Below are 17,677 nucleotides of genomic sequence, written 5' to 3' on the forward strand. Positions count from 1 at the left end.
AAACCTACTGGTCTACCTGTGAGGGGGTCAGTATGGAGGTATTCAGTCCAGAATCCGACCAGGAGGCACGGCCGTGGCAGACGCGTCCACACCCACCAACCCCGATGCGGTCCGCGAGGCCGTGGTCGACGCGGCGCTCGCCGCGCTGGGACTCGACGACAAGGTACGGCTCCTGGCCGGCCAGGACATGTGGTCGCTGCCCGCGCTCCCGCAGATCGGGCTGCGCTCCCTGGTGATGTCCGACGGGCCGATCGGGGTCCGGGGCGTCGCCTGGAGCGCCGACGACCCGTCCGTCGCGCTGCCCTCGCCCACCGCGCTGGCCGCGACCTGGGATCCGGCGCTGGCCCGCCGGGCCGGCCGGCTGCTCGCCCAGGAGGCCCACCGCAAGGGGGTGCACGTCCTGCTCGCCCCGACCGTGAACATCCACCGGTCCCCGCTCGGCGGGCGCCACTTCGAGACGTACAGCGAGGACCCGTACCTCACCGGCGAGATCGGCGCCGGCTATGTCCTCGGGGTACAGGACGGCGGAGTCGGCACCACCGTCAAGCACTTCGTGGCCAACGACGCCGAGACCGACCGCTTCACCGTCGACAACATCGTCTCCCCGCGCGCCCTGCGCGAGATCTACCTCGCCCCGTTCGAGCGGATCGTCAGGAACGCCCACCCCTGGGGCATCATGTCGGCCTACAACCGGGTCAACGGCTCCACCATGACCGAGCACCGCTATCTGCAGAACGCGGTGCTTCGCGGCGAATGGGGCTTCGACGGCTACATCGTCTCCGACTGGCTGGCCGCCCGCTCCACCGCAGCCGCCGTCAACGGCGGCCTCGACGTCGCGATGCCCGGCCCGAAGACCGTGTACGGCAAGGCGCTCGCCGACGCCGTGCGGGCGGGCGAGGTCGAGGAGTCCGTCGTCGACGGCGCCGTACGCAATGTGCTGCGGCTGGCCGCCCGCGTCGGGATCCTGGACGGCGCCCCGCCCGTCGTCGACGAGACCGCCCGCCCCGCCGGCATCGACGGCGACGCGCTGGCCCGCGAGATCGCCCGCCGCTCCTTCGTGCTGGTGCGCAACGAACGCGCCACCCTCCCGATCGACCCGGCGGCCGTCCGCAGGATCGCGGTCAGCGGGGCGCTCGCCCGGGACGCCCGGGTCCTCGGCGGCGGCTCCGCCCAGGTCTTCCCGCACCACATCGTCACCCCGCTCGACGGCCTGATCGCGGCCCTCCCCGGGGACGTCGTCGACTACCGGATCGGCGCCGACCCGAACACCGAACTCATCCCCGCCGAGAAGGGCTTCGAGTTCACCGCGGTCTGCTACGACGAGGCCGGCACCGTCATCGGCACCGCACCGCTGCGGGGCGGCACCGTCCAGTGGATCGGCGACGACCTCCCCGAGGGCGTCACCCGTGCGAACCTGCACAGCGTCGAGATCACCGGCACCTTCGTCCCGCGCGACAGCGGCGAGCACGTCTTCGGCACCCGCGGCACCGGCGCGCTCACCCTCACCGTCGCGGGCGAGACCCTGTACGACGAGATCCACCGGGTCGTCGGATCCGCCGACCCCGGCGAGGCCTTCTTCGGCAACCCGCTGGAGCGCGGCCGGATCACCCTCACCGCGGGCGAACCCGTCGAGGTCTCGCTGCGGCAGGTCCCCGAGACCCTGGGCGACGACCAGCCGGTCCTCGGCGTCTCGTTCTCGCTCTGCCACCTCGGCCCGCGCCGCGACCCGCGGGAGCTGATCGCCGAGGCCGTCGGGGCGGCCCGCGCCGCCGACGCCGCGATCGTGGTCGTCGGCACCACCGAACGCGTCGAGTCCGAGGGCTTCGACCGCACCGACCTGAGGCTCCCCGGCCACCAGGACGACCTGGTCCGCGCCGTCGCCGCCGCCAACCCGAACACCGTCGTGATCGTCAACTCCGGCTCCCCGGTGGAGCTTCCGTGGCGCGACGAGGTCGCCGCGGTCCTGCTCGGCTGGTTCCCCGGCCAGGAGGCCGGCCACGCGCTCGCGGACGTGCTGCTCGGCGCCGCGGAACCGGGCGGGCGCCTCCCCACCACCTGGCCGGCCGTGCTCGCCGACGTACCGGTCCTCGACACCACCCCGACCGACGGCGAACTCCACTACGACGAGGGCGTCTTCGTCGGCTACCGGGCCTGGGAGAAGGCCGGCACCACGCCCGCCTACCCCTTCGGCCACGGACTGGGCTACACCACCTGGGAGTACGAGAGCCTGGAGGCCGGCCCGGACTCCGCCACCGTCCGCGTCCGCAACACCGGCACCCGGCCGGGCGCCGAGACCGTCCAGGTCTACCTCGCGCCCCGGGACGGCACCGCCGACCGCCCGGCCCGCCGGCTGGCCGGCTTCGCACGGGTCGAGGCGGCACCCGGCGAGAGCGCCGAGGCGGTCGTCGCACTGGACCGGCGCGCCTACGAGATCTGGGACGAGGAGGCGTACGGCTGGGTCCTGGTCCCCGGCGCGTACGAGGTGCAGGCGGCCCGTTCGCTCGGTGACGTGCGCCGGACGGCGGTCCTGGACATCAAGGAATAGGCAGGGCCGGGCAGGGGGACGGGACGGCTTTTGTCCCCCTGCCGCCCCGTCAGCGCACCGAGAATCCGTACACGGTCGTCGAGACGAACTCCTCGCCCGGCCGCAGCACCGTGCTCGGGAACGCGGGCCGGTTCGGGGAGTCGGGGAAGTGCTGGGTCTCCAGCGCGATCCCGGCGCACGGTCCGAACGGCCGCCCGTCGAAGTGGTCCGCCGTGTACAGCTGGAGGCCCGGCTCCGTCGTGGTCACACTCAGCACCCGCCCCGAGGCCGCGTCGTACAGCTCGGCCGCCGGACCCGTGCCCGCCCCGTCCAGCACGAAGTTGTGGTCGTAGCCCGCGCCGAGGGGCCCCGGCTCCCGGAAGTCGAACCGGGTGCCTTCCACCGGCAGGAACTCGCCCGTGGGCAGTGATTCGGCGTCCACCGGAGTGATCCGCCCGGCCGCGATCCGCAGCGTCTGCCCGAGCGCGCTGCCACTGCCGGCGCCCGCCAGGTTCCAGTACGTGTGGTTCGTCGGGTTCAGCACCGTCGGGGCGTCCGTCGTCGCCCGGTACGTGATCCGCAGCGCCCCGCCCTCGTCCAGGGTGTAGGCCGCCGACACCGCCAGACGGCCCGGGAAGCCCTCCTCCCCGTCCTCGGAGACCAGCGACAGCTCGACACCGTCCGCCACCTCCCGGGCCCGCCACACGCGCTTGTCGAAGCCCTCGGCCCCGCCGTGCACCTGGTTGCGGCCCTCGTTGGCCGTCAGCCGGTGGACGCGCCCGTCCAGCTCGAAGCGGGCCCCGCCGATCCGGTTCGCGTACCGCCCGACCAGCGCGCCGAAGTACGGGCCGGGAAACTCCCGGTACCCGGCGAGATCGGGCAGCCCGAGCGCGATGCCGGCCCGCACCCCGTCCCGGTCCGGCACCTCGACGGACTGCACGATGCCGCCGTACGTCAGCACGCGCACCCGCGTACCGTCCCGCTCCAGCGTCCAGCGGTGCACCCGGGTACCGTCCGCGAGGGTGCCGAACTCTTCCGTACGCATCGCCGTGCCCGGACCAGTGATCATGATCACGGAGCCTACGCGGGGGGCCGGGCCGCGGTGACATTGCGGTAGGCGATCTCCGCCAGCCTGGCCTGCCCGTCGCGCCCGGGATGGAACCAGTCCCACCGGCTGAGCTGCTCGCCGGTGAACGGGAAGTCGAAGACCGCCCCGCCGTCGTAACGGCAGCGCAGATCCTTCGCGCAGACCTCCCGGAGCACCGTGTTGTACGCCACGACCCGGTCCTGCACCGATGCGCGCCGGGCCGTCGCGGGCGCGCCCATGTCGTCCGCGTCGGCCAGCATCGACCGGCAGATCCCCAGCTTCCAGATCTGCTTGCCGAGCGCGTTCCCGCGCCCCGTCGACCAGAGCCGCTTGAGATCCGGCACGCTCGACACGTACACCTGCGCCTTGGGCGCCGTGGCCCGCAGCTGACGCATCGAAGCCTCGAAGGAGGCGCGAAAATCGGCCACCGGAGTCATGTACCGGGCGGAGTCCCGGCAGGCGTCGTTGGCGCCGATCATCACCGTCACCAGATCGGGTTTCTCCTTCGCCGCCGCCGCCATCTGCTCCGGCAACTGCGCGATCCTGGCCCCCGTCTCCGCGTGGTTCCAGCTGCGCGAGGAGGCCCCCGACGCACCGAGCAGCCGCACGGCCAGGCTGCGCACCTCCGTGTCGGTGCCGGTCGCCCAGGAGACCTCCGGGCAGTCCGCCAGCACCGAACAGGCGTCGAAGCCGCGGGTGATGGAGTCGCCGACGGCGGCCACCGAACCCGGCTCGCGGTCCCAGACCGGCCCCGGCCTGGCGGACGGCTGCGCGGCCGCCCCCTTCGTCGTCCCCTCCCGGCCGGAGTCGCAGCCGGTCAGGGCGGCCGTACCGAGCAACGAGACTGCCGCCAGGACGGCGGCCGCGGTGCGCGAACGGCGGCGGGCGGAACGATCCTGCATCGCTTGGTCCCCTCGGTTGTGCCCCCGGCAACCCCTGGTGGCACCGGTCGGAAGGCCCGGACGCCCCGGCGGGTGAAAGCTGAGCGAATGATGGGCCCGGGACCGACCGTACGTCACACCTGGGCCCCCGCAGCGCGGTAGCTTTTCCTCGTCGAACCAGCGGCGCGTTCCCCCGCCCGGCTCCACTCGGGTGGCTTTCCGGAAATCACATCACGTCACATACTGTCCCTTTTCAGGAGCTTCACCCCGATGCTGTTTACTGATGACAACCTCGGGATCCGGCCGAGAAGAGACGGTACGGGCGCGAGGCCGCTGGGAAAGGCGAACTTCGTCCCACACTGGAGGTCCCGGTGACGACACGTGGAGTTCTGTACGTTCACTCCGCACCGCGCGCGCTCTGCCCCCATGTCGAATGGGCGATGGGGGGCGTCCTCGGTGTACGGGTCCAGCTCGACTGGATCAGACAACCCGCCGCGCCCGGCACCTGGCGTGCCGAGTTCTCCTGGCAGGCCCGGCCCGGCACGGCGTCCAAGCTCGCCTCCGCGCTGCGGGGCTGGGACCTGCTGCGCTTCGAGGTGACGGCGGAGCCGAGCCCCACGTCGGAGGGCGAGCGCTACAGCTCCACGCCCGGCCTCGGCATCTTCCACGCCGTCACCGGCATGCACGGCGACATCCTGGTGCCCGAGGACCGGCTGCGGGCCGCGCTGGCCCGCTCCGCGCGGGGCGAGAGCGATCTGGAGGCCGAGATCGCCAAGCTGCTCGGCAAGCCCTGGGACGACGAGCTGGAGTCCTTCCGCCACGCGGGCGAGGGCGCACCGGTGCGGTGGCTCCACCAGGTGGTGTAGTTCCGGTCTCGCCGGCGTGTGAGGCGCGGGGGCCGGGGCGGAGCCCCGGGAGCACCCCGCGCAACGTACGATGCCGCCTCCCCCTGCGGGGAAGGCGGCATCGCCGTACCGGGGCTGCGGACCGCAGGTCAGACGCTGCGGAACGCCAGGACCACGTTGTGCCCGCCGAACCCGAACGAGTTGTTGATCGCGGCGATCGAACCCTCCGGCAGCGGACGCGGCTCGTCACGCACGATGTCCGCCTCCACGGCCTCGTCGAGGTGCTCGACGTTGATCGTCGGAGGGGCCATCCGGTGGTGCAGCGCCAGGACCGTCGCGACGGTCTCGATGCCGCCGGCGCCACCGAGGAGGTGACCGGTCATCGACTTCGTCGCGGAGATCGCGACATGGTCCAGGTCGTCGCCCAGGATCTTGCGCAGCGCCTTCAGCTCCGCGACGTCGCCCTGCGGCGTCGAGGTGGCGTGCGCGTTCAGGTGAACGACCTCGGACGGCTTGAGGTCCGTCTGGTCCAGCAGGTTCTGCATCGCGGCGGCGATGCCGCGCCCGGTCGGCTCGGGCTGCGCGATGTGGTGGGCGTCCGCGGACAGACCCTGGCCCAGCACCTCGCAGTAGACCTTGGCGCCACGCTTCGCGGCGTGCGCCGCGGACTCCAGGACGACGACCCCGGCACCCTCGCCGAGCACGAAGCCGTCCCGGCCGGTGTCGTAGGGGCGCGACGCCTTCTGGGGCTCCTCGTTGTTCTTGGACATCGCCATCATGTTGGCGAACGCGGCGATCGGCAGCGGGTGGATCGCCGCCTCGGTGCCACCGGCGAGGACCACATCGGCACGGCCGGTGCGGATCATCTCGACGGCGTACCCGATCGCCTCGGCGCCCGAGGCGCAGGCGGAGACCGGGGTGTGCACGCCGGCCTGGGCGTTGACCTCCAGGCCGACGTTGGCCGCCGGGCCGTTGGGCATGAGCATCGGCACGGTGTGCGGGGAGACGCGGCGTACGCCCTTCTCCTTCAGCACGTCGTACTGGTCGAGCAGGGTGATCACGCCGCCGATGCCGGAGGCGATGACCGAACCCAGCCGGTCGGGCTGGATCTTCTCGTCCTCGCCGGCCTTGCCGGTGAAACCGGCGTCCGCCCAGGCCTCACGGGCCGCGATCAGCGCGAACTGCGCCGAGCGGTCCAGCTTGCGGGCGAGCGGGCGGGGCAGGACGTCGCCCGGGTCGACGGCCGCGAGGGCGGCGATCCGGACGGGCAGTTCGGCGAAACGTTCGCCCTCGAGAGGCTTGACGCCGGAACGACCGGCCATCAGACCTTCCCAGGTCGACGCCGAGTCGCCACCCAGCGGAGTGGTTGCGCCGATACCGGTGACGACCACGGTGCGATTGGTCGAGTTCACTGGAAAATCTTCTCCACGTGTAGAGGGTCGTGAATCAGCGGCGCCACCGCCGGGTGGCGACACAGGAGCCGGCCGATCAGGCCTGGTGCTTGAGGATGTAGTCGGCAGCGTCGCCGACCGTCTTGAGGTTCTTGACGTCCTCGTCGGGGATCTTGACGTCGAAGCGCTCCTCGGCGGCGACGACGACCTCGACCATGGACAGCGAGTCGACGTCCAGGTCGTCGGTGAAGGACTTGTCCAGCTGGACGTCCTCGACCGGGATACCGGCGATCTCGTTGACGATCTCGGCGAGACCCTTGACGATCTCTTCCTGAGTGGCGGCCATGTTGGCGCTCCTTCGGTGTTTATCTGCAGGTTGGGGCGTGCGGGCCGAAATGGCCCGGTGTGCCTAGGGGAGGGTAACGACCGTCGCGGCGTAGACGAGACCCGCCCCGAAGCCGATGACGAGCGCGGTGTCGCCGCTCTTCGCCTGACCGGTCGCCAGGAGCCGCTCCATAGCGAGCGGGATCGAGGCGGCGGAGGTGTTGCCGGTGGTCTCCACGTCGCGGGCGACGGTGACGTTCTCCGGCAGCTTCAGGGTCTTCACCATCGAGTCGATGATCCGCATGTTGGCCTGGTGCGGAATGAAGACGTCCAGGTCTTCCGGGGAGATCCCGGCCGCGTCCAGCGCCTGCTGGGCGACCTTCGCCATCTCGAAGACGGCCCAGCGGAACACCGCCTGGCCCTCCTGGGTGATGGCCGGGAACTTCTCCGGACGCTCGGCGTGGAACTCGTCCCACGCCACGGTCTGCTTGATGGTCTCGGACTTGTCGCCCTCGGAGCCCCACACGGTGGGGCCTATGGCCGGCACCTTGGAGGGGCCGACGACGACCGCACCGGCGCCGTCACCGAACAGGAAGGCCGTCGCGCGGTCCTCCTTGTCGGTGAGGTCGCTGAGCCGCTCCACGCCGATGACCAGCACGTACTCCGCGGAACCCTCGACGACCATGCCCTTGGCGAGGGTCAGACCGTAGCCGAAGCCCGCGCAGCCGGCCGAGATGTCGAAGGCGGCGGGCCTGCCCGCGCCGACCTTGTGGGCGATCTCGGTCGCGATGGCCGGGGTCTGCTTGAAGTGCGAGACGGTGGAGACGATCACGGCGCCGATCTGCTCGGGCGTGATGCCGGCGTCCGCGATGGCCTTGCCGGAAGCCTCGACGGACATCGCGGCCACGGTCTCCTCCTCGGAGGCCCAGTGGCGGGTGGCGATGCCGGAGCGCGAACGGATCCACTCGTCGGACGAGTCGATCGTCTCCAGGATCACCTCGTTGGGCACGACACGGGTCGGGCGGTAGCCGCCGACACCCATGATCCGTGCGTACGGGGCGCCCTGGCTGGGCTTGATCTTCGACATTCTCTCGGGCTCCTTAGGCGCCGGCGTGCTCGGAGACGAGTGCGCGAGCCGCGTCGAGGTCGTCGGGGGTCTTGAGCGCGAGCGTCTTCACACCGGGCAGCGCGCGCTTGGCGAGGCCCGTGAGGGTTCCGCCGGGGCATGCCTCGATGAGAGCGGTGACGCCCAGCTCCTTGAAGGTCTCCATGCACAGGTCCCAGCGGACCGGGTTGGCCACCTGGCCGACCAGCCGGGACAGGACCTCGTCGCCCGTGGCGACGGCCTTCCCGTCGGCGTTCGAGACATATGTCACGGCCGGGGCGGCGGGCTTCAGCTCCGCGGCGGCCTCGCGCAGCCGATCGACGGCGGGGGCCATGTGGCTCGTGTGGAAGGCTCCGGCGACCTTGAGGGGCACCACGCGGCGCACGCCCTCGGGCATGTCCTCAAGCAGCGCGGCGATCTGCGCGGCGGTGCCCGCGGCGACGATCTGGCCCGCCCCGTTGACGTTCGCCGGGGTCAGCCCGAGCTTCTCCAGGTGCGCGACCGACACGTCCGGGTCGCCGCCCAGCAGGGCGGCCATACCGGTCTCGGTGACCGCGGCGGCCTCGGCCATGGCGAGCCCGCGGGTCCGTACGAGACGCAGCGCGGCCTCGTCGCCGATGACTCCGGCGAAGGCCGCAGCGGTGATCTCGCCAACGCTGTGACCTGCGACGACGTCCGGCGACGCGTCCAGCGCGGCGGCGGAGAGCAGACCGGCGGCCACCAGCAGCGGCTGCGCCACCGAGGTGTCACGGATCTCGTCCGCGTCGGCCTTGGTGCCGTAGTGGACGAGGTCGAGCCCGATGGCGTCGGACCACGCCGCGATGCGGTCGGTGGCACCGGGGAGATCGAGCCAGGGAGTCAGGAAGCCGGGCGTCTGAGCGCCTTGGCCGGGAGCGACGAGTACGAGCACCCTCACACTCTCTCTTGTGAACGGTCCCGAACACCCGTGGGGACAGGGACGAAGAACCGTATGGGGAATTGTTGATGTCCGACAAAAGTCTAGGACTGAGGATCTCTCGCGGCCAAGCGCCCCAGAATCAGGGCGATCCGCAGCGTGAACGCCGAGCGGACATCGGACGGTGACCATCCGGTGACGTCTGTCACACGTCGGAGCCGGTAGCGCACGGTGTTCGGGTGGACGAAGAGCATTCTTGCCGCGCCCTCCAGGCTGCTCGCCTGCTCCAGATAGACACTCAGTGTTTCCAGGAGCGCGGAGCCCGCCTCCTCCAGCGGTCTGTAGATCTCCTCCACCAATTGGTCCCGCGCGGCGGGGTCGCCCGCCATCGCGCGCTCCGGCAGCAGATCGTCGGCGAGCACCGGCCTGGGGGCGTCCTGCCAGGCACCGCACGCCTTCAGACCGGCGGCGGCGGCCTGCGCGGACCGGGTGGCCGCCAGCAGGTCGGGCACCACGGGGCCGGCGACGACGGGGCCCGCCGCGTACGGGCCGATCAGCGCCTTCGCGACGTGCAGCGGGTTGTCGCTGCCGCCCGCGATGACGACCAGGCGGTTGCCGAGGACCCCGGTCAGGACCTGGAGCTTGGCGTGCCGGGCGGCCCGCCGGATCGCCTCCACGGTCAGCTCGCTGTCGCCGTCCGGGGCCGTACCGAGCACCACGCAGACGTGTTCGGGGGAGTTCCAGCCGAGCGCCGCGGCGCGCGACACGGCGCCCTCGTCGGCCTCCCCGGACAGCACCGCGTTGACCACGAGGGACTCCAGCCGGGCGTCCCAGGCGCCGCGCGCCTCGGCGGCCTGCGCGTACACCTGGGCGGTCGCGAAGGCGATCTCCCGGGCGTAGACCAGCAGCGCCTCGCGCAGCACCGACTCGTCGCCGGGTGCGGCGACCTCCTCGATCGCGGCCTCCATGACCTCGATCGTGGTGCGCACCATCTCGACGGTCTGCCGCAGGGTGATCGCCCGGGTCAGCTCGCGCGGAGCCGTGCCGAAGACATCGGTGGAGATGGCCTGCGGGGTCTCCGGATGGCGGAACCACTCGGTGAACGCCGCGATACCGGCCTGGGCCACCAGCCCGATCCAGGACCGGTTCTCCGGTGGCATCGCCCGGTACCACGGAAGTGACTCGTCCATGCGGGCGATCGCGTTCGCGGCGAGCCGGCCGGAGGACTGCTCCAGCCGTTTCAGGGTCGCGGCATGCAGGTGGGCGTCGTTCGCAGCGGGCTGCTCAGGATCGGGTCGGGACACGGAGACAAGATTGCCTTATCGGGCGACGGGCACGGAGGGCCGGGGCGACCGCGGGTCGTACCGGCGGGTAGCCGCCGGGGGATCGGGCGGGAGGTACGGCCGCACGCCGGCCCGGCTACCGTGGGCGGGTGATTTCCGTACACCGCGCCGAGGACCGCTTCACGGGCGGGGACCAGGACGCCGGCATCCTGACCCGGCACGCCTTCTCCTTCGGCAGCTTCTACGACCCGGACAATCTGCGCTTCGGCGCGCTCATGGCCTGCAACTCGGAGCGGCTGGAGAGCGGTGCGGGCTTCGAGGAACACCCGCACAGCCATACGGAGATCGTCACCTGGGTGGTCGAGGGCGAGCTGACCCACCGGGACTCCGCCGGTCACGCCACGGTCGTACGCGCCGGTGACCTCCAGCACCTCGGCGCCGCCTCCGGCGTCCGGCACGTCGAACGCAACGACGGCGACACCCCGCTGACGTTCATCCAGATGTGGCTGACCCCGCTCGAACCGGGCGGCGACCCCTCGTACACGATTGTCCCCGGCCTCGCCGACTCCACCCCGTACGCCGTCCCGGCGGCCGGCGCGACGCTGCATGTACGCCGGCTGGACGCGGGGGAGCGGGCGGCGGTGCCGGACGCGGCACGGGTGTACGTCCATGTGGTGGCCGGGGGCGTACGGATCGGCGACGAGCGGGGCGAGGAGCTGGAGCCGGGCGACTCGGCACGGATCACCGGCGAGGCTGGGCTGGAGCTGGTGGCGGAGGGAGCGGCCGAGGTGCTGATCTGGGAACTGTCGGCCTGAACTGCCGCTTCGGACCGCCGGCCCGGACTACCGGCCGTCGTCCCGGCGCCACATCGACCACATCGGCGGCCCGGACCGGAACGTCATCTCCTCGTGCACGGTGAAGCCGTGCCGCTGGTAGAAGGTGAGGTTGCGGCGGTTGCTGGACTCCAGGAAGACCGGCCGCCCGTCCGCGTCCGCCCGCTCCAGCAGCCCGCCGAGCACCCGCGCCCCGCGCCCCGTGCCGCGCGCGTCCGCACGGGTGCCGATGTACTCCACGTACCAGTGCTCGGGCCCGGCCGGGTGGCGGTGCTCCATGGCGAACAACCGGGCTGCGGTACGCGGGAGTTGGGCCCTCGTCGCGCGTACGAGCGGCCCCGCGTTGCGCAGCAGGTAACTCGTCGGCAGCTTCCACTTCCCGGGCTCCGCCCACACCGCGGTGACGGTGCGCTCCGGATCGGTCCAAACCCGGCCGGCCGGGACCTGCTGGGCCAGATGCGCGGTGAACAGCAGCCGCAGGCGCCGGTCCCGTTCGCGCGGCATCAGCCAGGACCAGACGGGATCCTCGGCGTAGGCACTGGCGAGCACGGCGGCGAGCGCGGGAACATCGGCGGCGGTGGCGCGGACTATGTCTGCCATGGCCGAGGAGAGTAGCGGGTGTCGGGCCGTCCGATGCTGCGACGGGGGCTCGGGACGACTGTCGGTCGCCCCGAACCCCCTTCGCCGTACCGGCTTTGCGAGGTGACGTCAGACGAGCCCGCCCACGAACGCCCGCCAGGCATCCGCGCCGACGACCAGGACGGGGCCGTCAGGGTTCTTGCTGTCGCGCACGGGGACGGCACAGGGGAGGCCGTCGACCACCTCGACGCATTCGCCGCCGGTGCTGCCGCTGTAACTGGACTTACGCCATGCGGCGTTGCCGGTGACGGTGCACTCGACGCAGTCGCCGCCGGTGTTTCCGCTGTAACTGGACTTACGCCACCGCGCGTTCTTCAGGTCGTGGCCGGTCTCCATAACACTCCTCCATCACGCGGGTGATCAGCGCCGCGGACTCCTCGACGGAGAGGGCCGTGGCCTGCAAATGAGCGTAACGGAGCGCGGCTTCCTTGACAGTGTCAGGGCTGGCGGTCATATGGCCGGAGACGATGTCCTCCGTGTAGACGATGTCAGGGTCACTGTCGAAGCGCATCGTTGTGAACGAGCCGTCCAGACTGGCATGTTCACCGGCCGCGAAGGGCAGCACCTGAATGCGCATCCAGCGGTGGTCAGCGAACTCCAACAAGCGGAGCAGTTGCCTCCGCATGACGTCTCGGCCGCCGATCGGCCGGTGCAGCAAGGCCTCATCGAGAACGACCCAGAGGAGCGGGGGGTGCTCCCGCTCCAGGATGCGCTGGCGCTCCATTCGGGCCGCCACCTGGTTCTCCAGGTCGTCCGGCATGCCGGTGGCCAGCACAGCCCGCGCGTACTCCTCCGTCTGCAGCAGCCCGTACACCACCTGCGCCTGATACGTGGAGATGTAGGTGGCCTTGGCCTCCATGTCGGCGTACGGCTGGAACCAGGCGGGCAGTTGGCTGCGCAGAACGAGGCCGATCAGCCGCGAGAACATCCCGCCCGTGCCGAGTGCCGCGTCCACGCGTTCGGAGAAGTCGCGCGTGGGGAGCTTCTTCGTGGTCTCGATCTGGCCGATCAGAGAACCGGTGCAGAAGATGATCTCGCCGAGCTGCCCCTGCTTGAGGCAGGCCGCTTCTCTCTGGCGACGTAACTCCCAGCCGTAGTAGTCCAGTGGAGAAGCGCTCGGATCGAGCGCATGGATGTTGGCCACGGCGGGGCACCTCCGGCGTTCAACGCCTCGCGGCGTTCGTTTCCGTACGTAGCCGAGCGTAGTCAAACCACTGCAACCTGGTGACATGAATCACGTAACTGCCTCGCCGCCGGTCGGCGCGGAGCCGACCTATCACGCCGACTTCGCGATGGGCGAGCACTCCGCCCGGCATCTGCGCCGCATCCTGCGCCTCTACCTCAAGGGCTGGGGACTCCTGGACGTGGCCGACGCGGCGGAGCTGGCGCTGACCGAGCTGATCGCGAACGTGGTGCGGCATGTGCCCGGTCGCCGCTGTCAGACGTTCATCTTCCTGCTCGCGGCCGGCGGGGTGCGCGTCGAGGTCGCGGATGCCTGCCCCGACGTGCCGAGGATGGTCGTGGGGGACGAACTCGACGACGGCGGGCGCGGGTTGGTGCTGGTCGACGCCGTCACCGACCGGTGGGGCGTCGAGCCGCGCCCGGACGGGCGCGGCAAGACGGTGTGGTTCGAGTGCCTGGCCACGAAGGCGGCCGACCGGTGATCCCGCTCGTGGCGAGCGGCACCGCGCGCCCTACCCGGCGTCCCCCGGGGTGTCCCGGACGTCTGCCTGGGCCGGGAGGTCCCGGGCGTCCGCCTGGGGCGGGAGGTCCACCTGGGCGTCCCCCTTGGTCAGCGACGGCCTGGCGTCACCGGTGACTGCGTCGTTCCCGTTCAGGCTCCGCATCTTGTCCAGCAGCTCTTCCAGCCGCGCGATCGGCTGCGTCTCCAGGTAGGCGGAGAGGTCGCCGCCTCCGATGAACTGCGGAACAGGTGCCTTGGTGATCTCCGTGAGCATCTCCAGCACCATGACGTTGTTCAGCCCCAGTACGTCGATGCGGGCCTTGAGCTCCATGGCCATGCGTCGGCTCTCGGCCTGTACCCGCACCACATCGATGGCGTCCTCGCGTTCCGCGTTGGCCAGTTCCAGGTCGAGCAGTTCGCTGCGCATCTGCTCGTGGGCCGGCCTCTTGAGGATCTCGTTGAGCATGGGGTCCTCGGCCCTGAACTCTCCGAGAGTGGTGTTCCGGACCTCCACGCCCCATTCCTGCAGCGCGTTGCGCACCTGGGAGGCCAGGTCGGTCCGGGTCTCCGCGTACGCCTCCAGGAATTCCCTTACGGTGGCCGCGGCGGCGATCTCGTTGAAGTACGAGGCGACGATGGCGCCCAGCACCCGTTCCACGAACCGCTGGACGGGGAGCGGGTCCGGGTCGAGGCCGCCGAGGCCCGTCGTCTGGCTGCCGCCGTTCTTGCTGACCAGGATGGGCGCGGATGCCGGCGGAATCTGCAGTGTCTGGCTCATTTCCACGAGCAGCCGGTGGCCCTGGACGGTGACCGCGATCCGGTCCAGATGCGCGTCGTAGTTCCGGGACTCCGCCGGGGTCTTGTCGTTCCACTCCAGAATGAGCAGACGCGTCGGGATCAGCACGACACGGACGAAGTACGGATTGAGCGCGCAGACCGTGCCCTCGCGGAGGGTTTCCTCCTGCACGCCCCGGTGTCCACCGTTCCGCAGGAACACCCACGGCAGTTGAAAGCCCTGATGCCCGGGAATACGCGGCCCGAGCTGATCGGACGACTCAGGCTCCGCGCCGTCGAGCGTGATCACCACTCCGGTGTAGCCGATGGGAATGGAGATCTCCTGCAGGTGCTGGGCCGTCAGTTCCCCGTCCTTCTTCCGGAGATTCTTGACGGTGACGACCTCGAACAGTGCCGGATTGATGTTGTAGTAGGCGCCTCCTTGCAGAATGGCCAACTGCCGCCCCTGTTCACCGCCGTCGGCGAGGAACCGGCCGCCGTTCTGGAAGTTCTCGCACTCCACGTGCGGGCCGAAGAGACTGCCGGGCGGCCGGAGCCCGCCCGCCTTCGCGTTCACCAGGCCGATCGTTCCCGGGGGGACGTGGACGCGGTCCACCTGTTTGACCTTGAAGAGTTTCGTATTGATGTCGTAGGTCTGGCCGTGGGCCAGTGTGTCGACCTGCTTGCCCTGCTCCCCGCCGTTCAGCAGAAAGGCCTGGCCGTCCTGGAAGTTGTCGCACTCCACGGACATGGCCACGGCGCGGTTGGCCGGCCGCGTCTTCCCCGCCCTGGCCGTGACCAGGCCGATCTTGTCCTCGGCCACCCGCGTCCGCGGTACGTACTCGACCTCGTAGAGCATGGGCATGAGCCAACTGGAACGGTCCGGCAGCAGAATGCGCGCAAGGGTTCCGCGGGTTTCGTGCGGTGTGATGTGCCGGAATTCCGGATGGCTGGAGCCCAGGACCCGGCGCACGATTCCGACATGATCGGCGGGGACGGTGCGGTAGCCGCTCCACGCGCCGAGAGCGGCAATCACCAGCACCACGGCCAGGATGACCAGGAAAATAACCAAGGAATCCACCTTCGACAACTTCTCACCGGTCAGTGAAAGCAGGATCAGGATGAGGCCTGATTCCGCGCATCCGCTGTTTCTCCAGTTCTCTCCCTGCTCCTCGCGCATGCGCTGCTTCCGTGCAACGCGGCGGGAAAGTATGACGACTCCGTAAATGCCTACCAGTACGTATCCCGCAGGCGTTTCGAAGTGCACGGCCACACCGAACCCGATCAGGAAAACAATCAGATTCATCTGCTGTTCCTTCCGTTCCAGGGATGCAGCTGGACGGCCAGGACCGTGGCGGTCCACTGGTCGTACCAGTCGAGGAAGAGCTCGTTCTGCGGATTGCGCAGGGTGGGATAGAACCCGCTGCGGGGGCCGGGTCCTGCCAGGTCGGTGAATTCGCGGTAGCGCCGCGGCACGGCGGTCTCCGCGGAACTCCGCCAGCCGCAGGCCACCGACAGCGCGAGGAAGTCCGCGTGCCGCGCACGGCGCACCGGGGCGGAGGCCGCCTGGGTGCGGAATCCCTGCCTCCCGTGCGAATGGTCCGCCCACACCGCGTCGATGCCGGCCAGCACCGGGGAGGGAATCGTGCGTGCGTGCCGCGCGCCCACCCAGCCCTCGTCGAGCCGGCCCGCCGCCTCCAGGACGACGGCGGTGGTCTGGAGGTCGGCGTGTGCGAACTCCCCATCGCGCAGGTAGGTGTCCAGGCGTTCGAGGGAAGCGGCCGGCGGGACTCGTACCGTCCCCACCGCCGGGCGGGTGAGCGGGGCCGGGAACACCGGGGAGGAGACATCCGGCCGGCCGGCGTCCAGGTCCCGCAGCAGGTCGAGTTCGGCCGGGGCCAGCAGCCGGCCGTCGCGTGCGTCGACGTACCAGGTGTGCGCCAGGTGGTAGTTGCGTTGCCCTTCCAGCAGGACGGGGAAGAACGGGCGCTGGTGCAGCATTCCTTCGAGGATCATGCTGGTGATGTCGTCGGAATCCTGGGAGTGCGGCGACATCAGCACGACGACCGCCGCGGCAGAGGCCAGTTGCCGCCGGATCGTCCAGAACTGGGAATCCCCGGGCCGGAGATCGGCGGCCGACCAGACGGGCAGCCCGGCGGTTCTCAACTGGTCGGCGAGCGCCAGACCGTAGGCCGCGTCGGCCGCCGCGTAACAGAGCACGAAGGCGTGCTGGTCCGGCGAGGTGAGAGGGCGGGGCGGCGACGGCAGTGCCGCCGCCAGGTTCTCCTCCCGCAGCGGCGTACCGGAGCCACCCGGCACCTCGCGTGCCGTCTCGCCCAGAACGACGGCGAGGAGTTCCTCGACCTTGCCTTCGTATTCCCGCTCGTCCACGTTCCTGAAGTCGCGCCAGACCCGGTTGGCGGCGAAGGGCGGAAGGGTGGTGTCGCCGATCAGTACGGGAATGAACCGCAGGTTCCGCGTGGCTCCGGCCGTGGCCAGGGCGGCGTACTCCTCAAGTGCCCGCGGTGACGTCGCCGAAGCGGGGCTGATGACCACGACGGCGCACGCCGTGTCGCTGATCGCCGCGTCGGTGCGGTGCACGACCACGTCTCCGGGGAGCACGTCCCATTCGTCGAAGAAGACTGTCAGCCCACGCAGACGGAGGCCGCCGGCCAGCCTTCTCACCCATGCGGCGTCCTCGTGGGCGTAGGAGAGGAATACGTCGATCAGGTGGCATCGCTCCGGGACCGTAAGGCCCGCACCAGCATGGCGAGGCCGTCGTCGAACGGGGCGCTGCCCGGGGCCCGCAGATCCACCGGCCTGCGGATGCGGGCGAAGGGCGGCAACTCCACGTCCTCCACCAGCACGGGGACGAGCCGTCGGCCGCCGGTGTGCACACGGTCGAGCAGGGCGGCGTACTCGTCGCGGATCGCGGCGTCGTTCATGGTCGCGGTGCTGAAGACGAGGATTCCGTTGGCCGAGGAGCCCAGAGCCGCTTCCTTCTCCAGACTTTCCACAAGGCCGGGGCCGATCCACTTGGCCAGAAAGACGCGCAGCCCCTCGGCGGAAAGCCGGCCGGCCAGTGTTTCCGCCGCTCCGCTGTCCGCTTCGGCGTAGGAAATGAATACGTCGTATCTTCCGCCCTGATTCACCTGATTCACGGGAGGTGAGGCAGGGGCGGGGGACCGTCTGCGGGACATTCGGCCACGTACCTCGATGCCGGTCGAGACCACCGCGGCGACCGTGCCGATCACGCCCACCACCAGCCCCCACTCCTCAAGACCCATGCCGAAAAGGCTAACGGCGGATCCATGGGGTCCGCAGCCGGTCGGCCGGTCACCCGCAATTCTTGGCGCATTGTGGGCGGGTGGATTTCCCCGGTGATCGCCAATGAGACGGTGGGCCTGCCCTG

The 17,677-nt window shown here is 70.6% G+C and carries 17 protein-coding genes; 4 read left to right on the top strand and 13 right to left on the bottom strand.

Annotated features, from left to right (window positions below; genetic code table 11):
• Positions 1–73: 73 nt before the first annotated feature.
• Positions 74–2,545 (top strand): beta-glucosidase, encoded by a 2,472-nt coding sequence (locus AADR41_RS13665; RefSeq protein WP_342281640.1) that lies wholly within the window; start codon positions 74–76, stop codon positions 2,543–2,545.
• A 49-nt stretch (positions 2,546–2,594) separates the two neighbouring features.
• Here the strand turns inward: AADR41_RS13665 and AADR41_RS13670 are convergent, their stop codons facing one another.
• Together AADR41_RS13670 and AADR41_RS13675 are read right to left on the bottom strand one after the other, a co-directional pair.
• Positions 2,595–3,593, bottom strand: coding sequence for an aldose epimerase family protein (locus tag AADR41_RS13670; protein ID WP_342281641.1), 999 nt, complete (start codon positions 3,591–3,593; stop codon positions 2,595–2,597).
• A gap of 11 nt (positions 3,594–3,604) precedes the next feature.
• Complete coding sequence (locus AADR41_RS13675) at positions 3,605–4,513, bottom strand: SGNH/GDSL hydrolase family protein (RefSeq protein WP_342281642.1); 909 nt, start codon at positions 4,511–4,513, stop codon at positions 3,605–3,607.
• A gap of 350 nt (positions 4,514–4,863) precedes the next feature.
• Between AADR41_RS13675 and AADR41_RS13680 the strand changes: the two genes are divergently transcribed.
• Positions 4,864–5,358 carry a DUF3145 domain-containing protein gene (locus AADR41_RS13680; protein WP_124717843.1) on the top strand — a complete coding sequence of 165 codons (495 nt, stop codon included), beginning with the start codon at positions 4,864–4,866 and terminating at the stop codon, positions 5,356–5,358.
• A gap of 128 nt (positions 5,359–5,486) precedes the next feature.
• On the opposite strand, the gene fabF is transcribed toward AADR41_RS13680, so the two are convergent.
• The 5 genes from fabF to AADR41_RS13705 form a co-directional block, all read right to left on the bottom strand.
• On the bottom strand, positions 5,487–6,749 hold the full coding sequence (gene fabF / locus AADR41_RS13685; RefSeq protein ID WP_342281643.1) for a beta-ketoacyl-ACP synthase II: 1,263 nt from the start codon (positions 6,747–6,749) through the stop codon (positions 5,487–5,489).
• 76 nt (positions 6,750–6,825) lie between these two features.
• Positions 6,826–7,074, bottom strand: a complete 249-nt coding sequence (locus AADR41_RS13690) for an acyl carrier protein (protein WP_093542924.1) — start codon at positions 7,072–7,074, stop codon at positions 6,826–6,828.
• Positions 7,075–7,137: 63 nt separating this feature from the next.
• Entirely contained in the window at positions 7,138–8,139 is a 1,002-nt protein-coding gene (locus AADR41_RS13695; RefSeq protein ID WP_342281644.1) for a ketoacyl-ACP synthase III, read from the bottom strand.
• A gap of 13 nt (positions 8,140–8,152) precedes the next feature.
• Positions 8,153–9,067 (bottom strand): ACP S-malonyltransferase, encoded by a 915-nt coding sequence (locus AADR41_RS13700; RefSeq protein ID WP_342281645.1) that lies wholly within the window; start codon positions 9,065–9,067, stop codon positions 8,153–8,155.
• A gap of 89 nt (positions 9,068–9,156) precedes the next feature.
• Positions 9,157–10,356 carry a PucR family transcriptional regulator gene (locus AADR41_RS13705; RefSeq protein ID WP_342281646.1) on the bottom strand — a complete coding sequence of 400 codons (1,200 nt, stop codon included), beginning with the start codon at positions 10,354–10,356 and terminating at the stop codon, positions 9,157–9,159.
• A 128-nt stretch (positions 10,357–10,484) separates the two neighbouring features.
• On the opposite strand from AADR41_RS13705, the gene AADR41_RS13710 reads away from it, so the two are divergent.
• Positions 10,485–11,150, top strand: coding sequence for a pirin family protein (locus AADR41_RS13710; RefSeq protein WP_342281647.1), 666 nt, complete (start codon positions 10,485–10,487; stop codon positions 11,148–11,150).
• A gap of 27 nt (positions 11,151–11,177) precedes the next feature.
• Here the strand turns inward: AADR41_RS13710 and AADR41_RS13715 are convergent, their stop codons facing one another.
• The 3 genes from AADR41_RS13715 to AADR41_RS13725 form a co-directional block, all read right to left on the bottom strand.
• The gene (locus tag AADR41_RS13715; RefSeq protein WP_342281648.1) at positions 11,178–11,768 is read right to left on the bottom strand and encodes a GNAT family N-acetyltransferase; all 591 of its coding nucleotides are present in this window, start codon (positions 11,766–11,768) and stop codon (positions 11,178–11,180) included.
• Between the two features lie 108 nt (positions 11,769–11,876).
• Positions 11,877–12,143: a DUF397 domain-containing protein gene (locus AADR41_RS13720; RefSeq protein ID WP_342281649.1), complete on the bottom strand. Its 267-nt coding sequence runs from the start codon at positions 12,141–12,143 to the stop codon at positions 11,877–11,879.
• The gene (locus AADR41_RS13725) at positions 12,103–12,951 is read right to left on the bottom strand and encodes a helix-turn-helix domain-containing protein (RefSeq protein WP_342281650.1); all 849 of its coding nucleotides are present in this window, start codon (positions 12,949–12,951) and stop codon (positions 12,103–12,105) included. Before AADR41_RS13725 ends, AADR41_RS13720 begins: the two co-directional genes overlap by 41 nt.
• 85 nt (positions 12,952–13,036) lie before the next feature.
• On the opposite strand from AADR41_RS13725, the gene AADR41_RS13730 reads away from it, so the two are divergent.
• Positions 13,037–13,471: an ATP-binding protein gene (locus AADR41_RS13730; protein WP_342281651.1), complete on the top strand. Its 435-nt coding sequence runs from the start codon at positions 13,037–13,039 to the stop codon at positions 13,469–13,471.
• 30 nt (positions 13,472–13,501) lie between these two features.
• Here AADR41_RS13730 and AADR41_RS13735 read toward each other — a convergent pair whose 3' ends face one another.
• From AADR41_RS13735 to AADR41_RS13745, 3 genes are all read right to left on the bottom strand, one after another.
• Positions 13,502–15,346, bottom strand: coding sequence for an SPFH domain-containing protein (locus AADR41_RS13735; RefSeq protein ID WP_342281686.1), 1,845 nt, complete (start codon positions 15,344–15,346; stop codon positions 13,502–13,504).
• 221 nt (positions 15,347–15,567) lie between these two features.
• Entirely contained in the window at positions 15,568–16,995 is a 1,428-nt protein-coding gene (locus tag AADR41_RS13740) for a TIR domain-containing protein (RefSeq protein WP_342281687.1), read from the bottom strand.
• The gene (locus AADR41_RS13745) at positions 16,992–17,552 is read right to left on the bottom strand and encodes a toll/interleukin-1 receptor domain-containing protein (protein WP_342281652.1); all 561 of its coding nucleotides are present in this window, start codon (positions 17,550–17,552) and stop codon (positions 16,992–16,994) included. The genes AADR41_RS13740 and AADR41_RS13745 overlap by 4 nt, the downstream gene beginning before the upstream one ends.
• Between the last annotated feature and the right edge of the window lie 125 nt (positions 17,553–17,677).

The organism is Streptomyces sp. CLV115 (assembly GCF_038448545.1).
Lineage (GTDB): Bacteria > Actinomycetota > Actinomycetes > Streptomycetales > Streptomycetaceae > Streptomyces > Streptomyces sanglieri.

Bases quoted from the DNA above. Each gene is read 5' to 3' on its own strand.
- AADR41_RS13745 (WP_342281652.1), bottom strand. From the start codon at position 17,552: ATGGGTCTTGAGGAGTGGGGGCTGGTGGTGGGCGTGATCGGCACGGTC.
- AADR41_RS13720 (WP_342281649.1), bottom strand. From the start codon at position 12,143: ATGGAGACCGGCCACGACCTGAAGAACGCGCGGTGGCGTAAGTCCAGT.
- AADR41_RS13690 (WP_093542924.1), bottom strand. From the start codon at position 7,074: ATGGCCGCCACTCAGGAAGAGATCGTCAAGGGTCTCGCCGAGATCGTC.
- AADR41_RS13730 (WP_342281651.1), top strand. From the start codon at position 13,037: ATGAATCACGTAACTGCCTCGCCGCCGGTCGGCGCGGAGCCGACCTAT.
- AADR41_RS13675 (WP_342281642.1), bottom strand. From the start codon at position 4,513: ATGCAGGATCGTTCCGCCCGCCGCCGTTCGCGCACCGCGGCCGCCGTC.
- AADR41_RS13715 (WP_342281648.1), bottom strand. From the start codon at position 11,768: ATGGCAGACATAGTCCGCGCCACCGCCGCCGATGTTCCCGCGCTCGCC.
- AADR41_RS13695 (WP_342281644.1), bottom strand. From the start codon at position 8,139: ATGTCGAAGATCAAGCCCAGCCAGGGCGCCCCGTACGCACGGATCATG.
- AADR41_RS13670 (WP_342281641.1), bottom strand. From the start codon at position 3,593: ATGATCACTGGTCCGGGCACGGCGATGCGTACGGAAGAGTTCGGCACC.